This is a genomic window from Nocardioides sp. TF02-7, assembly GCF_022437945.1.
In the GTDB taxonomy this organism is placed as follows: Bacteria; Actinomycetota; Actinomycetes; order Propionibacteriales; family Nocardioidaceae; genus Nocardioides.
The window spans coordinates 4,258,793-4,273,497 of record NZ_CP092535.1 but is presented as its reverse complement, the minus strand read 5'-3'; the positions used below and the strand labels follow the sequence as shown (position 1 = coordinate 4,273,497).

At 74.5% G+C, this 14,705-nt stretch carries 15 protein-coding genes and 4 pseudogenes; 8 read left to right on the top strand and 11 right to left on the bottom strand.

Annotated elements, in window-relative coordinates:
- Window positions 1-22: 22 nt before the first annotated feature.
- Window positions 23-1,532 (bottom strand): annotated as a pseudogene (gene dop / locus MF408_RS22230) (depupylase/deamidase Dop).
- 60 nt (window positions 1,533-1,592) lie between these two features.
- Here dop and MF408_RS22225 point away from each other — a divergent pair.
- Both MF408_RS22225 and MF408_RS22220 read left to right on the top strand, forming a co-directional pair.
- Entirely contained in the window at window positions 1,593-2,114 is a 522-nt protein-coding gene (locus tag MF408_RS22225) for a DUF1206 domain-containing protein (protein WP_240249449.1), read from the top strand.
- Window positions 2,048-2,413, top strand: a complete 366-nt coding sequence (locus MF408_RS22220; RefSeq protein ID WP_240249448.1) for a DUF1206 domain-containing protein — start codon at window positions 2,048-2,050, stop codon at window positions 2,411-2,413. Before MF408_RS22225 ends, MF408_RS22220 begins: the two co-directional genes overlap by 67 nt.
- Here MF408_RS22220 and MF408_RS22215 read toward each other — a convergent pair.
- On the bottom strand, window positions 2,400-3,500 hold the full coding sequence (locus tag MF408_RS22215) for a hypothetical protein (protein WP_240249447.1): 1,101 nt from the start codon (window positions 3,498-3,500) through the stop codon (window positions 2,400-2,402). The two genes, MF408_RS22220 and MF408_RS22215, sit on opposite strands and share 14 nt — an antisense overlap.
- Window positions 3,501-3,585: 85 nt before the next feature.
- Between MF408_RS22215 and MF408_RS22210 the strand changes: the two genes are divergently transcribed.
- Complete coding sequence (locus MF408_RS22210; protein ID WP_240249446.1) at window positions 3,586-4,320, top strand: hypothetical protein; 735 nt, start codon at window positions 3,586-3,588, stop codon at window positions 4,318-4,320.
- A 362-nt stretch (window positions 4,321-4,682) separates the two neighbouring features.
- Here MF408_RS22210 and MF408_RS26120 read toward each other — a convergent pair whose 3' ends face one another.
- Window positions 4,683-5,090 carry a BTAD domain-containing putative transcriptional regulator gene (locus MF408_RS26120; RefSeq protein ID WP_275693517.1) on the bottom strand — a complete coding sequence of 136 codons (408 nt, stop codon included), beginning with the start codon at window positions 5,088-5,090 and terminating at the stop codon, window positions 4,683-4,685.
- Between the two features lie 46 nt (window positions 5,091-5,136).
- On the opposite strand from MF408_RS26120, the gene MF408_RS22200 reads away from it, so the two are divergent.
- Complete coding sequence (locus MF408_RS22200; protein ID WP_240249444.1) at window positions 5,137-5,496, top strand: hypothetical protein; 360 nt, start codon at window positions 5,137-5,139, stop codon at window positions 5,494-5,496.
- 39 nt (window positions 5,497-5,535) lie between these two features.
- On the opposite strand, the gene MF408_RS22195 is transcribed toward MF408_RS22200, so the two are convergent.
- Window positions 5,536-6,276 (bottom strand): PIG-L family deacetylase, encoded by a 741-nt coding sequence (locus MF408_RS22195; protein WP_240249443.1) that lies wholly within the window; start codon window positions 6,274-6,276, stop codon window positions 5,536-5,538.
- Window positions 6,273-6,806 carry a hypothetical protein gene (locus MF408_RS22190; RefSeq protein ID WP_240249442.1) on the bottom strand — a complete coding sequence of 178 codons (534 nt, stop codon included), beginning with the start codon at window positions 6,804-6,806 and terminating at the stop codon, window positions 6,273-6,275. Before MF408_RS22190 ends, MF408_RS22195 begins: the two co-directional genes overlap by 4 nt.
- A 461-nt stretch (window positions 6,807-7,267) precedes the next feature.
- Between MF408_RS22190 and MF408_RS22185 the strand changes: the two genes are divergently transcribed.
- Both MF408_RS22185 and MF408_RS22180 read left to right on the top strand, forming a co-directional pair.
- Window positions 7,268-7,513, top strand: coding sequence for a hypothetical protein (locus MF408_RS22185; protein WP_240249441.1), 246 nt, complete (start codon window positions 7,268-7,270; stop codon window positions 7,511-7,513).
- Window positions 7,514-7,682: 169 nt separating this feature from the next.
- Window positions 7,683-8,315, top strand: coding sequence for a class I SAM-dependent methyltransferase (locus MF408_RS22180; protein ID WP_240249440.1), 633 nt, complete (start codon window positions 7,683-7,685; stop codon window positions 8,313-8,315).
- 21 nt (window positions 8,316-8,336) lie between these two features.
- Here the strand turns inward: MF408_RS22180 and arc are convergent.
- The 5 genes and pseudogenes from arc to MF408_RS22155 form a co-directional block, all read right to left on the bottom strand.
- A pseudogene (gene arc / locus MF408_RS22175) lies at window positions 8,337-10,087 on the bottom strand (proteasome ATPase).
- A gap of 74 nt (window positions 10,088-10,161) precedes the next feature.
- Window positions 10,162-10,941 carry a glutamine amidotransferase gene (locus tag MF408_RS22170; protein WP_240249439.1) on the bottom strand — a complete coding sequence of 260 codons (780 nt, stop codon included), beginning with the start codon at window positions 10,939-10,941 and terminating at the stop codon, window positions 10,162-10,164.
- A pseudogene (locus tag MF408_RS22165) lies at window positions 10,938-11,872 on the bottom strand (tRNA (adenine-N1)-methyltransferase). Before MF408_RS22165 ends, MF408_RS22170 begins: the two are co-directional and overlap by 4 nt.
- Before the next feature lie 10 nt (window positions 11,873-11,882).
- Window positions 11,883-12,104 (bottom strand): hypothetical protein, encoded by a 222-nt coding sequence (locus tag MF408_RS22160; protein ID WP_240249438.1) that lies wholly within the window; start codon window positions 12,102-12,104, stop codon window positions 11,883-11,885.
- A 6-nt stretch (window positions 12,105-12,110) separates the two neighbouring features.
- On the bottom strand, window positions 12,111-13,037 hold the full coding sequence (locus tag MF408_RS22155; protein WP_240249437.1) for a site-2 protease family protein: 927 nt from the start codon (window positions 13,035-13,037) through the stop codon (window positions 12,111-12,113).
- Between the two features lie 63 nt (window positions 13,038-13,100).
- Between MF408_RS22155 and MF408_RS27330 the strand changes: the two are divergent.
- Window positions 13,101-13,358, top strand: a pseudogene (locus MF408_RS27330) (PD-(D/E)XK nuclease family protein); the annotation flags it as partial.
- 136 nt (window positions 13,359-13,494) lie between these two features.
- Entirely contained in the window at window positions 13,495-14,016 is a 522-nt protein-coding gene (locus MF408_RS22150; protein ID WP_275693266.1) for a PD-(D/E)XK nuclease family protein, read from the top strand.
- On the opposite strand, the gene MF408_RS22145 is transcribed toward MF408_RS22150, so the two are convergent.
- Window positions 13,985-14,689 (bottom strand): HAD family phosphatase, encoded by a 705-nt coding sequence (locus MF408_RS22145; protein ID WP_345893791.1) that lies wholly within the window; start codon window positions 14,687-14,689, stop codon window positions 13,985-13,987. The genes MF408_RS22150 and MF408_RS22145 overlap by 32 nt on opposite strands.
- Window positions 14,690-14,705 lie beyond the last annotated feature (16 nt).

Sequence of the window (14,705 nt, the reverse complement as noted above, 5' to 3'; positions counted from 1 at the left end):
CAAGAGCCTAGCCACCGCTCCGCTACCGCGTGAGTGCGTCCACCAGTGCCTCGGCCGTGTCGCAGGCGTCGATCAGCTCCCCCGACGTGCGCCCTGCTCCCCCGCAGCGGGTCGATGGTGGGCACCCGCTGCAGCGACTCCTTGCCGGGCAGGTCGAAGATCACCGAGTCCCACGACGCGGCGGCGACGTGGTCGGCGTACTTGTCCAGGCAGCGGCCGCGGAAGTAGGCCCGAGTCTGCTCCGGCGGCTCGTGCATCGCCCGCTCGACCTCCTCGTCGGTGAGCAGCCGCTGGATGCGGCCGGCCCCGGCGAGTCGGTGGTAGAGGCCCTTCTCGGGCCGGATGTCGGAGTACTGGTAGTCGATCAGCTGCAGCTTCGCGTCGTCCCAGGCGAGCCCGTCGCGGGAGCGGTACTGCTCCAGGAGCTTGAGCTTGGCCACCCAGTCGAGCTGGTCGGCCAGCGACATCGGGTCGCGCTCGAGCCGGTCGAGCACGTCCTCCCACCGGGCGAGCACGTCGAGGGTCTGCTCGTCGGCGTCGGCGCCCATCCGGTCCTCGACGTACTTGCGGGCGAGGTCGAGGTACTCCATCTGCAGCTGCACCCCGGTGAGCCGGCGCCCGTCGGCCAGGGTCACCGTCTGCTGCAGGGTGGGGTCGTGCGACACCGCGCGCAGCGCGGCGACCGGGGTGTCGACCGCGAGGTCGGCGGCGATGAACCGGTCCTCGATCATCGCGAGCACCAGCGCCGTCGTGCCGACCTTGAGGTACGTCGAGATCTCCGACAGGTTGGCGTCGCCGATGATGACGTGCAGCCGGCGGTACTTCTCGGGGTCGGCGTGCGGCTCGTCGCGGGTGTTGATGATCGGCCGCTTGAGCGTGGTCTCGAGACCGACCTCGACCTCGAAGAAGTCGGCCCGCTGGCTGATCTGGTAGCCGCTCTCCCGCCCGTCCTGGCCGCGGCCGACCCGACCGGCGCCGGTGACGACCTGCCGGCTGACGAAGAACGGCGTGAGGTGCCGGACGATGTCGGCGAACGGCGTGGAGCGCCGCATCAGGTAGTTCTCGTGGGCGCCGTAGGACGCGCCCTTGTTGTCGGTGTTGTTCTTGTAGAGCACGATCGACGGGTTGCCGGGCAGCTGCCGCGCCAGCCGCGACGCGTCGAGCATCACCAGCTCGCCGGCCTTGTCCCACAGCACCGCGTCGCGCGGCGTCACCACCTCGGGCGTCGAGTACTCCGGGTGGGCGTGGTCGACGTAGAGCCGCGCACCGTTGGTGAGGATCACGTTGGCCAGGCCGAGGTCCTCGTCGGTCAGCTGGCTGGGGTCGGCGACCTGGCGCGACATGTCGAAGCCGCGGGCGTCGCGGAGGGGCGACTCCTCCTCGAAGTCCCACCGGGCGCGCCGGGCGCGGACGGTCGCGGTGGCGTAGGCGTTGACCACCTGCGACGAGGCCACCATCGGGTTCGCGGTCGGCACCCCCTGGACCGAGATGCCGTACTCCACCTCGGTCCCCATCACCCGCCTCACGCTCATGCTCCGAGCCTACGCGCTTGGCCGCGGTGGTCGCGGGTACCTCGCAGGCGGAGGTGGGTGATGACGGTGGAGCAGCGCGCGCGGGACGCGGCCGAGGAGGCCCGGGACCACCCGGCGCTCGGATGGACGGCCCGGTTGGGGATGGTGGCGTACGGCGTCGTCTACGGCGTGATCGGCTGGCTGGCGGGCCACCTGGCGCTGGGCGAGCGCGCGGGCTCGGCGTCTGGCCAGGGAGCGTTGCACGAGCTGGCGCAGCAGCCGTTGGGTGCGGTCGCGCTGTGGGTGGCGGCGGTCGGGCTGGCCGCGCTCGTCGTGTTCGAGGTGTGCCAGGCCGCGGTCGGGCACCGCGACGTCGACGGCGGCGCCCGGCTCCGCGCCCGGCTGGGCTCGGCGGGCCGGGCGGTCGTGTTCGCCGTCCTGGCGGTCACCGCAGCGCAGATCGCCCTCGGCGACGGTGGTGGTGGCGGAGGCACCGACGGCTACACCGCGAAGGTGATGGGGCTCCCGTTCGGACCGTGGCTGGTCGCGGCAGCGGGCTCGCGGTCGTCGGCTACGGCGTCTACAGCGCCGCCAAGGGGCTGACCGACCGCTGGCGCCGCGAGGTCGACATCGGTGGCCGCACGGGTGACGTCGGACGGGTGATGTCGGTGCTGGCGCGGGTGGGGTTCGTCGCCCGTGGTGTCGCGTTCGGCGTCATCGGCGGACTGCTCGTGTGGGCGGCGTACACCCACGACCCCGAGAAGTCGGCCGGTCTCGACCAGGCGCTGGTGCGCCTGCGGGACGCGCCCGCCGGTCCGGTGCTGCTGATGGTGGTGGCCGTCGGCCTGGTGTGCTTCGGGGCGTTCAACGTGGGGAAGGCCTGGCACCTCAAGGAGGTGTGACCCGGGAGCCCTGTGCGGCCAGCTCCCGCAGCTCGGCCCGGGCCCGGTCCAGCACCTCCCCGGTGGTCAGCCGTTCCGCCTCGGCCCGGACGTCCGCCAGCTCGTCGGCGTCCACGACCTGCTCGGGCAGCACGAACACCCGCCCGCTGTGCCGCGCGATGGCCGGGCCGACCGCGGCCGCCCCCGGCTGGGCGTCGGCGACGACCAGCAGCAGCGCCGCCGTCCGCCGAAGCCCTGCCGCGACGAGCAGCCCGGCGGCGTTGCGGGCCGTGGTCCAGAGCTGGGTGGCGTGACCGGTGCGCTCCCAGAGCCCGAGCAGATCGGCGAAGCCGTCGGCCGCCCCCTCGACGTCGCCGAGCCGGGTCCGCGCCGACGCGAGCGCCACCCCGGCCACCCCCGCCACGAACATGGTGCCGGCGCTGCGGGCGGTGTCGATCGCGTCGAGGTAGAACGGCAGCGCCTCCTCCGGCGCCGCTGTCGCCCGCACCTCGCCCTCCACGTAGGAGAGGAACGCGGCGTGGGAGAGGCAGCCGCTGCCGCGGATCGCGGGCCCGGCGAGGTCGAGCAGCCGCCGCGCCTCCGCCGGGTCGCCGCCGTACGACGCCGCGAGCGCGGCCGAGGCGAACCACCCGCCGCTGATCACCCGGCGGCCCAGACCGGACCGGATCCACAGGTCGCGGGCGCTGGCGAAGTCGCCACGGAAGTGGGCGACCGAGCCGAGGGCACGGAGTCCGACGTGGACCTGCTCCGGCGGCGCGTCCTCGCCGGCGAGGGCCAGGGCCTGCTCGGCGAGCTCGACCGCCCGGTCGAGCTCGCCGGTCAGCCGGGCCGCCTCCGCGGCGGCCCCGAGCACACCGATGCGCTGCGGGTGGTCGTCGAGGCTCCGGTCGTCGGCCAGCTCGAGCGACCAGCTCCACAGCTCGCGGAGGTCGCGCCACAGCGCCGCCTCGTCGAGCGCGAGGGTCAGGCCGACCCGCACGTCCTGGCGACCCCGGAGCCCCGCCAGGTCGCGGGCGGCCCGGAGGTTGTCGAGCTCGGCCCGCAGCCGCCGGTCGGTCGCCACCTCCTCGGGGCCGATGATGCGCACCCCGATGTCCTCGGCGACCTCCAGGCACCGGTCGAGGAACCGCTCCTCCGCGGCGGCCAGCTCCCCCGCGTCGCACGAGCTCGTCGTGGAGGAACGCGCGCACGGTGAACAGCAGCCGGAACCGACCGCTCGCCGGCTCAGCGACGAGCAGCGAGGCGTCCACGAGCCGGTGCAGCACGTCGACCGGGTCGCCGGTGCACCCCACCGCCCCGGCCAGCGCCTCGGCCGTGCCCAGGTCCACGCCGCCGGGGAACGGGGCCAGCGCGCGGAGCAGCGCCTGGTCGTCGACGCCGAGGAGCCGGTAGGACGAGTCGATGGTGGCCCGCAGCGTGCGCTGGCGGTCGTCGTCGGTACGCCGCCCGGTCGCCAGGTCGAGCGCCCGGTCGAGCCGCTCCCGGACGGCACGCAGCGGCATCACCGCCACCTGCCGCGCGGCGAGCTCGATGCCGAGCGGGAGGCCGTCGAGGCGGTGCAGCACCTCGACCAGGTCGTCGGCGTCGGCGGCGGTCACCGCGAAGTCGGGACGCAGCCGACGGGCGTGCTCGGCGAACGCCCGCACCCCCGGCTGCCGCCGCAGCGCCCCTCGAGGTCGCCGGTCTCCCGCGGGACCGGCAACGGCTGCAACCGGACGACGTACTCCCCCGGCGCCTGGAGCGACGCCCGCGACGTGGCCAGCACGTCCACCCCGGGGCCGCCCGGCGCAGCGCCACCACGAGGTCGCGGCACGCGTCGACGACGTGCTCGCAGTTGTCGAGGACGAGGAGCAGCCGCGCATCGCCGAGCGCACCGGCCACGTCACCGGCGCCGACCGCGCCGGTGAGCCGCAGGCCGAGCGTGGACGCGACCGCCTGGCAGACCCGGGAGGCGAGGTCGACCGCCGCCAGGTCGACGACCGCCGTCGGCAGGCCGGGTGCGTGCGGCTCGGCCGCCACGTCGAGCGCGAGCCGGGTCTTGCCGACGCCGCCCGGCCCGGCGAGCGTCACCAGCCCGTGCGCGGCCAGCAGTCGCACGACCTCGGCGCGCTCGTGGCCGCGCCCGACCAGCGGGCCGTCGGGTCGCTCGGGGTGCGCCGGCACGGGTGGCGCGGGTCGGGCGGCCGACGGCGCCGGTTGCGAGGGGTGGGGGCGCACGAGGGAGCCGGTGGCCACCCGCTGCTCGAGCTCGCCGAGCGCCGGGCCCGGGTCAAGGCCGGTCTCCTCGGCCAGCCGGCGCCGGAACCCCTGGGCAGCGGCCATCGCGTCGGCGGGCCGGCCCTCGGCGGCCAGCGCGCGGACCTGGAGCAGCGCGGTGCGCTCGCGCAGCGGCGCGGCAGCCGCCGCCCGGGCCGCGTCGGCGGCGACGGCCCGGTCGCCCCTCGTCCAGGCGTGCCTCGAGCAGGTCGTCGGTCAGCCGCAGCCGCAGCTCCTCGACCGCCACCGCCTCGACCTCCAGGGCGGGCACCGCTCGGAACTCCTCGAGCGCCGGGCCGCGCCACAGCGCGAGCGCGGCCCGGACCGCCTCGGCTCCCCGCGGGAGCTGGGCGCCGTCCAGCTGCGCCGCCAGGCGGCGGGCCGCGTCGAGGTCGAGCTCGGCCGGCTCGAGCCGGAGCAGGTAGCCGCGCCCCCCGACGCTCCAGACGGTCGGCGAGCGGCCCGAGGTGGCCTCGCAGCCGGGACACGTGGTTGTAGAGCGCCTGCATCGCGTTGTCCGGCGGGTCGTCGGGCCACAGCTCGTCCACCAGCCGCTCCGCGCCCACCACCCGGCCCGCCTCCAGCGCGAGCAGCGCCAGCAGCGCACGCCGGCGAGCACCCGGCACCGCGACCTCCGCGCCCTGCACCCACAGCGTGAGCGGGCCGAGCACGTCGACCCGCAGCGGCAGCGCGGTGCGCTCGACCGGGAGGACCCGGTCGGCAGCCCGGTCCGCCTCGGCGCGCTGCGTGGTCACCCCACCAAGATGCCGCAGGACGGCGGGGGCGTCACCCGGATTGTCGGTCGTGGTCCCGCGTGCGGCCCCTAGGTCGCGCTCCACCGGCACCAGGTGCCGGCGCAGCGCACCTCAGGCCGGTTCCGCGAGCAGCTCCACCGCGACCCAGCGGCGGAACCGGTCCAGTCCGACGGCGCCGATCAGGCCGGCGGTCTGGGACTCCTGCCGGACGAGCGCGGCGACCTTCCGGTCGAGGAGCGGGCCGTCGAGGGTGAGGTGCACCCGCACGTCCCCGGGTGCCACGACGCGGGGGCGACCGAGCTCGTAGACGCCGAAGTCCTCGTCGAGGGCACGGTTGCGGCCCAGGGTCGCCTCGGTCTGCACGGGGTGCAGCACGAGCGGCGTCCCGTCCCAGGCGGCGAGCGCCTGGTCGACCCAGCGGCCCACCGCCTGGTGGTCGGGGTGGCCGGTGAACCCGTCGGGGCCGAACGTCACGACGGTGTCGGGCCGCACCTGGTCGAGGAGCTCGACCAGCCGGCCGACCGGTCCTGCGGCGTCGAGGCCGGCGCAGCCGCCGTCGGGATGGTCGAGCCAGTGGTGCTCGGTGACGCCGAGCAGCCCGAGCGCGGCGTCGAGCTCCACGGTGCGCAGTGCCGCGAGCGCCGCCCGCTCCGCGGCCGTGGCGTGCGGGTCGGCCGCCTCGCCGCGGGTGGCGGTGGCGCACACCGTCCGGTTGCCCGCGTCGGTGAGCGAGGCGAGCAGTGCGCCCGCGAGGTAGGTCTCGTCGTCGGGGTGCGCCCACACCGTCAGCACCGTCCCGAGCCGGGCGACGTCGGCGACGCCGAGCGGCGCCCGGGTCATCAGCCTGGTCATGCGGCGATCGTCACCGCACCGGCTGTCACGGTCCTGTCACCGCCGAGCGACGGTCCCCGACGGGATGACAGAGGCGTGGTACGCCGCTCCCCCACGGTGGTCGCACAGCGGCGCCACCCGGGCGCCACGGCACGAGAGGAACCTCCATGACCACCACCCTCCAGCAGGTCGACGGCGTCGCCGCCGCGCCCGACCCGACGGCCCTCGAGGCGTTCGCGATGCGCGTCGCCCTGGACCGGGCCGCCGCCTACAACGGCGTGCTCGTCTACCTCGGCGACCGGCTCGGCATCTGGCGCGCGCTCGCCGACGGCCCGGGGTCCCCCGCCGAGCTGGCCGAGCGCTGCGGCGTCGCCGAGCGCTACCTGCGGGAGTGGCTGTCGACGCAGGCCGCCGCCGGCTACGTCGCCTACGACGCGACCACCGGCACCTTCTCCCTCCCCGTCGAGCACGGCCTCGTGCTCGCCGACGAGAGCTCCCCCGGCGTCCGGCATCGCCGGCTTCGAGGTGATCGCCGCCGTCTGGGCGGCCACCGACCGGCTCGCCCACGCCTACGTGACCGGCGAGGGCGTCGGCTGGCACGAGCACGACCCGCGGCTCTACTCCGGGGTGGACCGGTTCTTCGGCACGCTCTACCGCAGCTCGCTCGTCCAGGAGTGGATCCCGGCGGTGGCCGGGCTCGAGCAGCGACTGGAGTCCGGCATCCGCGTCCTCGACGTCGGCTGCGGGCTGGGGACGGCCGACATCATCATGGCCGAGCGCTACCCGCGCTCGACGTTCAAGGGCGTCGACTACCACGTCGAGTCCGTCCGCCGGGCGATCGCCGCGGCCGAGGAGGCGGGCGTGTCCGACCGGGTCGTGTTCGAGCGCGACGACGCGACGTCGTACGACGGCACGTTCGATCTGGTCTGCTTCTTCGACGCCGTCCACGACATGGGCGACCCGGTCGGTGCGCTCAGGCACGCCCGGGGCCCGTCTCGCGCCGGGCGGGTCGGTGTTCGCCGTCGAGCCCTTCGCCCACGACGCGCTCGAGGCCGGGGTCGGCAGCCCGGTGGCGCAGACCTACTTCGCCGCCAGCTCCTGCCTGTGCGTCCCCCACAGCATCTCGCAGGGTGGCGAGGCGCTGGGCGCGCAGGCCGGGCCGGCCCGGCTGCTGCAGGCCTTCCGCGACGCCGGCTTCAGCGAAGCGCGGGTCGCCGCCGAGACGCCCTACAACCTGCTGATCGAGGCCCGGGCCTGAGCCCGGACGCGCGGAGGGGGTGGGCTGGTGCCCACCCCCCTCCGCGACCGGTCGCTCAGCGACCCTTGGCCACCTTCAGCGCAACGCCGACACCGGCGGCGACCAGGACGAGCAGCACGACCTTCTTCATGGGATCTCCTCGAGTGCGGATGTCGGTACCGTGGCCATCATGTCAGGCTGGTGGACCGATCGCGTGGTGCCACACCTCGCGGACAGGAGCCTTTCGAGCCCACAGGTCGCGCAGCTGCGGCGCGAGGTCTGCGCGGGGCTGACGGGCACCGTCCTCGAGCTCGGGGCCGGTAGCGGCCGCAACCTCCCGGAGCTCCCGGCGGCGGTGACCGCGGTCGACGTGGTCGAGCCGTCCGACGTCGGGTGGCGGATGTCGGAGCAGCGCCGCGACCGGGCGCCGTTCCCGGTGCGGCGGGTCGGGCTCGACGGGCAGCGGGTCGACGCCCCGGACGGGAGCTACGACCACGTGCTGTGCACGTTCACGCTCTGCACGATCCCCGACCCCGGCCGTGCCTTGTCGGAGGTACGACGAGTGCTCCGGCCGGGCGGCGGGTTCGCGTTCCTCGAGCACGGCCTCGCCCCGACCCCGCGGACGGCCGCCTGGCAGCGCCGGCTCGACCCGGTGCAGCGCCGGCTCGCCGGCGGTTGCCACCTGTCGCGCGACGTGCCTGCGCTGGTGCGCGACGCCGGGCTCGACCTGGTCGAGGTGCGCAGCGAGTACCTGCCGGGTCCCCGTACGCCGTGGACGTTCGGGCATCGCGGCCGGGCGGTGCGGCCGACGACGCCTCGATAGGCGCCGCCGCTCCGCACACCCTCAGAGGTACTGACCGGTGTTGGAGACCGTGTCGATCGACCGCCCGGGCTCGGTGCCCTGCTTGCCGGTGACCAGGGTGCGGATGAACACGATCCGCTCGCCCTTCTTGCCCGAGATCCGCGCCCAGTCGTCGGGGTTGGTCGTGTTGGGCAGGTCCTCGTTCTCCTTGAACTCGTCGACGCAGGCCTGGAGCAGGTGGGGAGACCCGGAGCCCCTTCTGGTCGTGCTCGAGGAAGTCCTTGATCGCCATCTTCTTGGCGCGGTCGACGATGTTCTGGATCATCGCGCCGGAGTTGAAGTCCTTGAAGTACAGGACCTCCCTTGTCGCCGTTGGCGTAGGTCACCTCGAGGAACCGGTTCTCCTCGGTCTCGGCGTACATCCGCTCCACGGTCGCGCGGATCATCCCGGCCACCGTCTCCTGCCGGTCGCCGCCGAACTCCGCGAGGTCGTCGGGGTGCAGCGGCAGGTCGGCGGTGAGGTACTTGCTGAAGATGTCGCGCGCCGACTCGGCGTCGGGGCGCTCGATCTTGATCTTCACGTCGAGCCGGCCGGGCCGCAGGATCGCGGGGTCGATCATGTCCTCGCGGTTGGAGGCGCCGATGACCAGCACGTTCTCGAGCAGCTCGACGCCGTCGATCTCCGAGAGCAGCTGCGGGACGATCGTGTTCTCGACGTCGGAGGAGACGCCCGAGCCGCGGGTGCGGAAGAGCGAGTCCATCTCGTCGAAGAACACGATGACCGGCGTGCCGGCGCTGGCCTTCTCACGCGCCCGCTGGAACACCAGCCGGATGTGGCGCTCGGTCTCGCCGACGTACTTGTTGAGGAGCTCGGGGCCCTTGATGTTCAAGAAGTAGGACTTGCCCTCGGCGCCGGTGCGGGCGGCCACCTTCTTGGCGAGCGAGTTGGCGACCGCCTTGGCGATCAGCGTCTTGCCGCAGCCCGGCGGGCCGTAGAGCAGGATGCCCTTGGGCGGGCGCAGCTGGTGCTCGGCGAACAGCTCCGGGTAGAGGTAGGGCAGCTCCACCGCGTCCTGGATCATCTCGATCTGGTTGCCGAGACCGCCGATCGACTCGTAGGCGATGTCGGGCACCTCCTCGAGGACGAGCTCCTCGACCTCCGACTTCGGCACCCGCTCGTAGACGTAGCCGGCGCGCGAGTCGAGCAGCAGCGAGTCGCCGGCCCGCAGCGTCTCGCCCCGCAGCGGCTCCGCGAGTCGTACGACGCGCTCCTCGTCGGCGTTGGCGATCACCAGCACCCGGTCGCCGTCGGCGAGCAGCTCCTTGAACATGACGACCTCGCCGACCGTCTCGTAGTCGAGCGCGGCGACGACGTTGAGCGCCTCGTTGAGCATGACCTCCTGGCCACGCCGGAGCTGGTCGAGGTCGACGTTGGGGCTGACGCTCACCCGCAGCTTGCGGCCGCCGGTGTGGACGTCGACCGAGTCGTCCTCGTTGCGCTGGAGGAAGGTGCCGAACCCGGCCGGCGGCTGGGCGAGCCGGTCGACCTCCTCCTTGAGCTTCATGATCTGGTCGCGGGCCTCCCGCAGGGTGCCGGCCAGCCGCTCGTTCTGCGCGGTGACCGCCGCCAGCGACCGCTGCGCGTCGGTGAGCCGCAGCTCGAGGGAGCGGGACCCGCCGGGTGACTCGGTCAGGCGGCGCCGCAGGTCGTTGACCTCGGCCTCGAGGTAACGGACCTGCTCCTCCAGCTCGTCGCGGCTCGGGCCGCCGCCGTGGACACCGGTGCTCGTCATCGGCACACCTCCTCGTCGACTCTGACACTACTCGGACGGGTGGAGCAGGACAGCCCTCCGCCGCGGAGCGTCGGTCACGATTGGGTTGCGTCCTCCCGCCCGGCGGCGCGGCAGATGGCGGCGAAGTTCCGCAGCACCCGCATCGGGTGGGTGACCCGGACGGCCGCGGCGGCGCGGCCGAGCGCGTCCTGCTCGGAGGGGTCGAAGTAGCCGTGGTGGGCGTAGACCGCGATCCGCGTCAGCAGCCCGTCGAGGTCGAGCTCGGGGTGGAACTGCGTGGCGTAGACGTTGCGGCCCACCCGGAACGCCTGCACCGGGCACGCGCTGGACGTCGCGAGCACCACGGCGTGGTCCGGCAGCCGGGAGATCGCCTCCTTGTGGCCGCCGTACGCTTCGAAGTGGGGCGGCAGTCCCGCCAGCAGCGGGTCGGCGGCGCCGGCCTCGGTGAGGGTCACCGACACCGGCCCGACCGGCTCGGGGAAGCTGCGGTCGACCACCGCGCCCTGGTGGCTGCCGAGGGTGCCGATGCCGTAGCAGGCGCCGAGGAAGGGGAAGTCGCGGGCGACGACGTCGTCCAGCAGGAGGACGAGGTCGGCCTCGGCCCGGAGCTGGGCGGGCGACTTCGCGTCGTCGGGGTCGGAGGCGGTGAAGGCGCCGCCGCCGAGGATGATCCCCGCCCAGTCGTCGAGGTCGATCGCCGGGAGCGGCCGGCTGCCGAGCTCCACCCGGTGCACCTCGTCGCGGCCGGCGCCGAGGAACCGCGCGAACGCGGCGTGCTCGTCGAGCGCCGCCCGCTCCTCGGCGCGGATCGAGAGCAGGAGGTAGGGCTTCGGCCGGCCGCCGCCGCTGGTCATTCCTCGTCCGCGTCCGGCTCGGGGACTCCCGGCGGCCGGGGTCCCGCGTAGTCGGGCCCGTAGGCGCCGGGCGCGGGCCGGCGCTTCTTGCGCGGCGCCCGCTCGCCGGGGGCCATCCGCCGGGCGGTGACGAGGAACGCCGTGTGGCCGATCATCTTGTGGCCGGGCCGCACCGCGAGCCCTCGACGTGCCAGTCGCGGACCAGCGACTCCCAGGCGTGCGGCTCGGTGAACCCGCCGTGGAGGCGCACCGTCTCCACGAACCGGGAGAGCTGGGTGGTCGTGGCGACGTAGGCGCAGAGGATCCCGCCCGGCAGCAGCGCGTCGGCGGCGGCGTCGAGGCAGTCCCACGGGGCGAGCATGTCGAGCACGATCCGGTCGCACCGCTCCCCCGCCGCCGGCAGCGCCTCGGCCAGGTCGCCGACGGTGAGGTCCCACGCGGGGTGGTCGCCGCCGAAGAACTGGGTGACGTTGCGGCGCGCGACGTCGGCGAACTCCTCGCGGCGCTCGTACGACGACACCCGGCCGTGCGGCCCGACCGCCCGCAGCAGCGAGCAGGTCAGCGCCCCCGACCCGACGCCTGCCTCGACGACGTGCGCGCCGGGGAAGACGTCGACCATGGCGATGATCTGCGCCGCGTCCTTGGGGTAGACGACCGCCGCGCCGCGCGGCATCGAGACGACGAACTCCGAGAGGAGGGGGCGGAAGACGAGGTACTCCCCGCCGGCGGAGGAGGTGACCGTGAAGCCCTCCTCGCGGCCGATCAGCTCGTCGTGCTCGAGGTGACCGCGGTTGGAGAAGAACCGCTTGCCGGGCTCGAGGCAGAAGTTGTGCTTGCGACCCTTGCCGTCGACCAGCCGCACCCACTCACCGGCACGGAGCGGCCCGCGGTGGACACCGGACCACGCCTCGGGGGTCACGTCTTCAGTCACGGGCGGGACCCTATCCAGCGCGGACCGCTCGCTCCACGTCGGCGGTGGCGAGCACGCCGTAGAGCCGGCCGTCGTCCTCCACCAGCAGGTACTCGTTGGCCGGCGTCCGCCGGATCGCATCGAGCAAGCTGCCGCCGTCGATCGACGCGGGCAGCCGCAGTCCCGGCTCCAGCGTGCGCGCCACCGCCGACACCGGCAGCCACGGTCGCCGCTCCAGCGGCGTGGCGCGCACGGCCGCCTAGTCGACGACGCCGACCGGCCGGCCGGCGTGGGTGACGGTGACGATGCTGCCCGCGCGCTGGTCGTTGGCCCGGCGGATCGCCTCGGCCAGCGGCAGGTCGTCGGGGACGGTGAGCGTACGCCGGGCCAGGTCGCGCGCGACGACGGTGGCCAGCCGGCCCCGCACCCGGCCGACGGCGATCGCCTGGCTCGCGCCCGACCACAGGAACATGCCGATGACCAGGAACAGGACGACGTCGAGCACGGTGGTCTCGACGCCGAACAGCGGCGCCTGGAGGAACGGCCAGCTGACCGCGACGACCGCCGTCACCCGACCGCCCCAGCCGGCGGCGACGATGCCGGTCTCGACCCGGCCGGTCACCCGCCACACCGCGGCCTTGAGCACCCGCCCGCCGTCCAGCGGCAGGCCGGGCACCAGGTTGAGCACGCCGATGACGAGGTTGGCGCCGGCCAGACCTCCGAGCGTCATGTGCAGCAGGCCGTCCGGGGTCACGAGCCACAGCGCCGCCGCCCCGGCCCCCACGGCGATGGAGGTGAACGGTCCGACCACGGCGATCCAGAACTCCTGGCGCGGCGTGCGGGCCTCGCCCTCGATCGCGGTGACCCCGCCCAGGAAGTGCAGCGTGATCGAGTGCACCCGGAACCCGTAGCGGCGCGCGGCGACCGCGTGGGAGGCCTCGTGGAGGAGGACCGCGAGGTAGAGGAGGACGGCGAAGACGAACCCGACGACGTACCTCCAGCCGCCCAGGCCGGGCACCTGCGAGTCGACGTACGGCGCCATCAGGAGCGCGATCAGGCCGGCGACGACGAACCACGACGACGACACGAGGACGTCGCTGCCGGCCACCGTGCCGATGCGGAACGTGCCCGGCGGACGCGGCGTGGGCCGGTCCTGCCGGTCGCTGGCCGGGTCGCTGGGTGACACACAGCGAGGCTACCCGCCGGCCGCCGCCGGGCAGTGTCGGAGGCCTGACCTAGGGTCGGCCTCATGAGCACCGGGACCGACACCGCCGCTGGCGGCGTCGCGCCCGCCGACCCCGCCGAGCGGGTCGGCACCGCCGTCGACGGCGTCGAGGTGCTGGGCGCGCTGTCGCCCTCCCGGGCCGGTGACTTCATGTCCTGCCCGCTGCTCTACCGGTTCCGCACGATCGACCGGCTGCCGGAGCCGCCGTCGGCCGACGCCGTCCGCGGCACCGTCGTCCACAAGGTCCTCGAGGACCTCTTCGACCTGCCCGCCGCCGACCGGACGCCCGAGCGGGCCGCCGCGATGGTGCTGCCCGCGTGGGAGGCGGTGCTCGAGGCCGAGCCCGGCCTGGCGGCGCTGTTCCCCGACCGCGACGAGGGGGGCGGCGGTCGGCGCCTGGCTGGCGTCGTGCCGCACCGTGCTCGCGCGGTACTTCTCGCTGGAGGACCCGCGCCGCCTCGAGCCGGCCGAGCGCGAGCTCTACGTCGAGACCCTCACCGACAGTCGGCTGCTGCTGCGCGGCGTGATCGACCGGGTCGACGTCGCCCCCGACGGCGCGATCCGGGTGGTCGACTACAAGTCGGGCAGCTCGGTGAGCGAGCGGTTCGAGGGCCGGGCGCTGTTCCAGCTGAAGTTCTACGCCCTGGTGCTGTGGCGCACCCGCGGCGTCGTCCCGGCGCGGCTCCAGATCGTCTACCTCGGCAACGGCGAGATCCTCACCTACGACCCCGACGAGCAGGACCTGCTGGCCACCGAGCGCAAGGTGCAGGCCGTCTGGCAGGCGATCCGGCGCGCCCAGGAGTCCGGCGACTGGCAGCCGAGCCGCGGCCCGCTCTGCAAGTGGTGCGCCCACCAGGCGCTGTGCCCGGCCTACGGCGGCACGCCGCCGCCGCTGCCGGAGCCGACCGTCAGGGACGGTGCGCAGGCGTCTCCGCCCTGATCGCGCCCAGGTCGGCGACGGTCAGGCCGGTGAGCGTGTCGACGAACGTACGCCGCGGCGCGGGCGGCACCTCGACGTGGTTGGGCACGACGAGGACGGCGCACCCCGCCGCCTCGGCCGACGTCGCGCCGGCGTCGGAGTCCTCGATCGCGACGCACTCCTCGGGGGCCACGCCGAGCGCGGCCGCCGCCGTCAGGTACGGCTCGGGGTGCGGCTTGCCGTTGTCGACCTGGTCGCCGGTCACGACCACCCGGAACGTCTCCGGCGGCAGGTGCTCGAGGATCGGGGCGACGAACCGCTGGTACGACATCGTCACCAGGGCGCACGGCACGCCCTCGTCGTGCAGCGCCTTCAGCAGCTCCCGCGCGCCCGGCCGCCACGGCACGGTGTCCTGCACGCGGCCCACGACGCCGTCGAGGAGCATCTCCACGATCTCCTCCGGGCTCTCGGCGAGACCCATCCGCTCCCGGATGTAGCGCCCGGAGTTGATCAGGCTGGTGCCGACCAGTCGCTCGGCGTCCTCGACCGTCCACGTGGCGCCGTTCGCCTCCGCGAGCGCGTGCTCCGTCTCCATCCAGTACGGCTCGGTGTCGACCAGGGTGCCGTCCATGTCCCAGAGGACGGCGGCCGGCAGTCTCCGACGAGAAGGCGCGGTGTTCAGGATGCCCTCCACAAGCTCCGTGCGACGT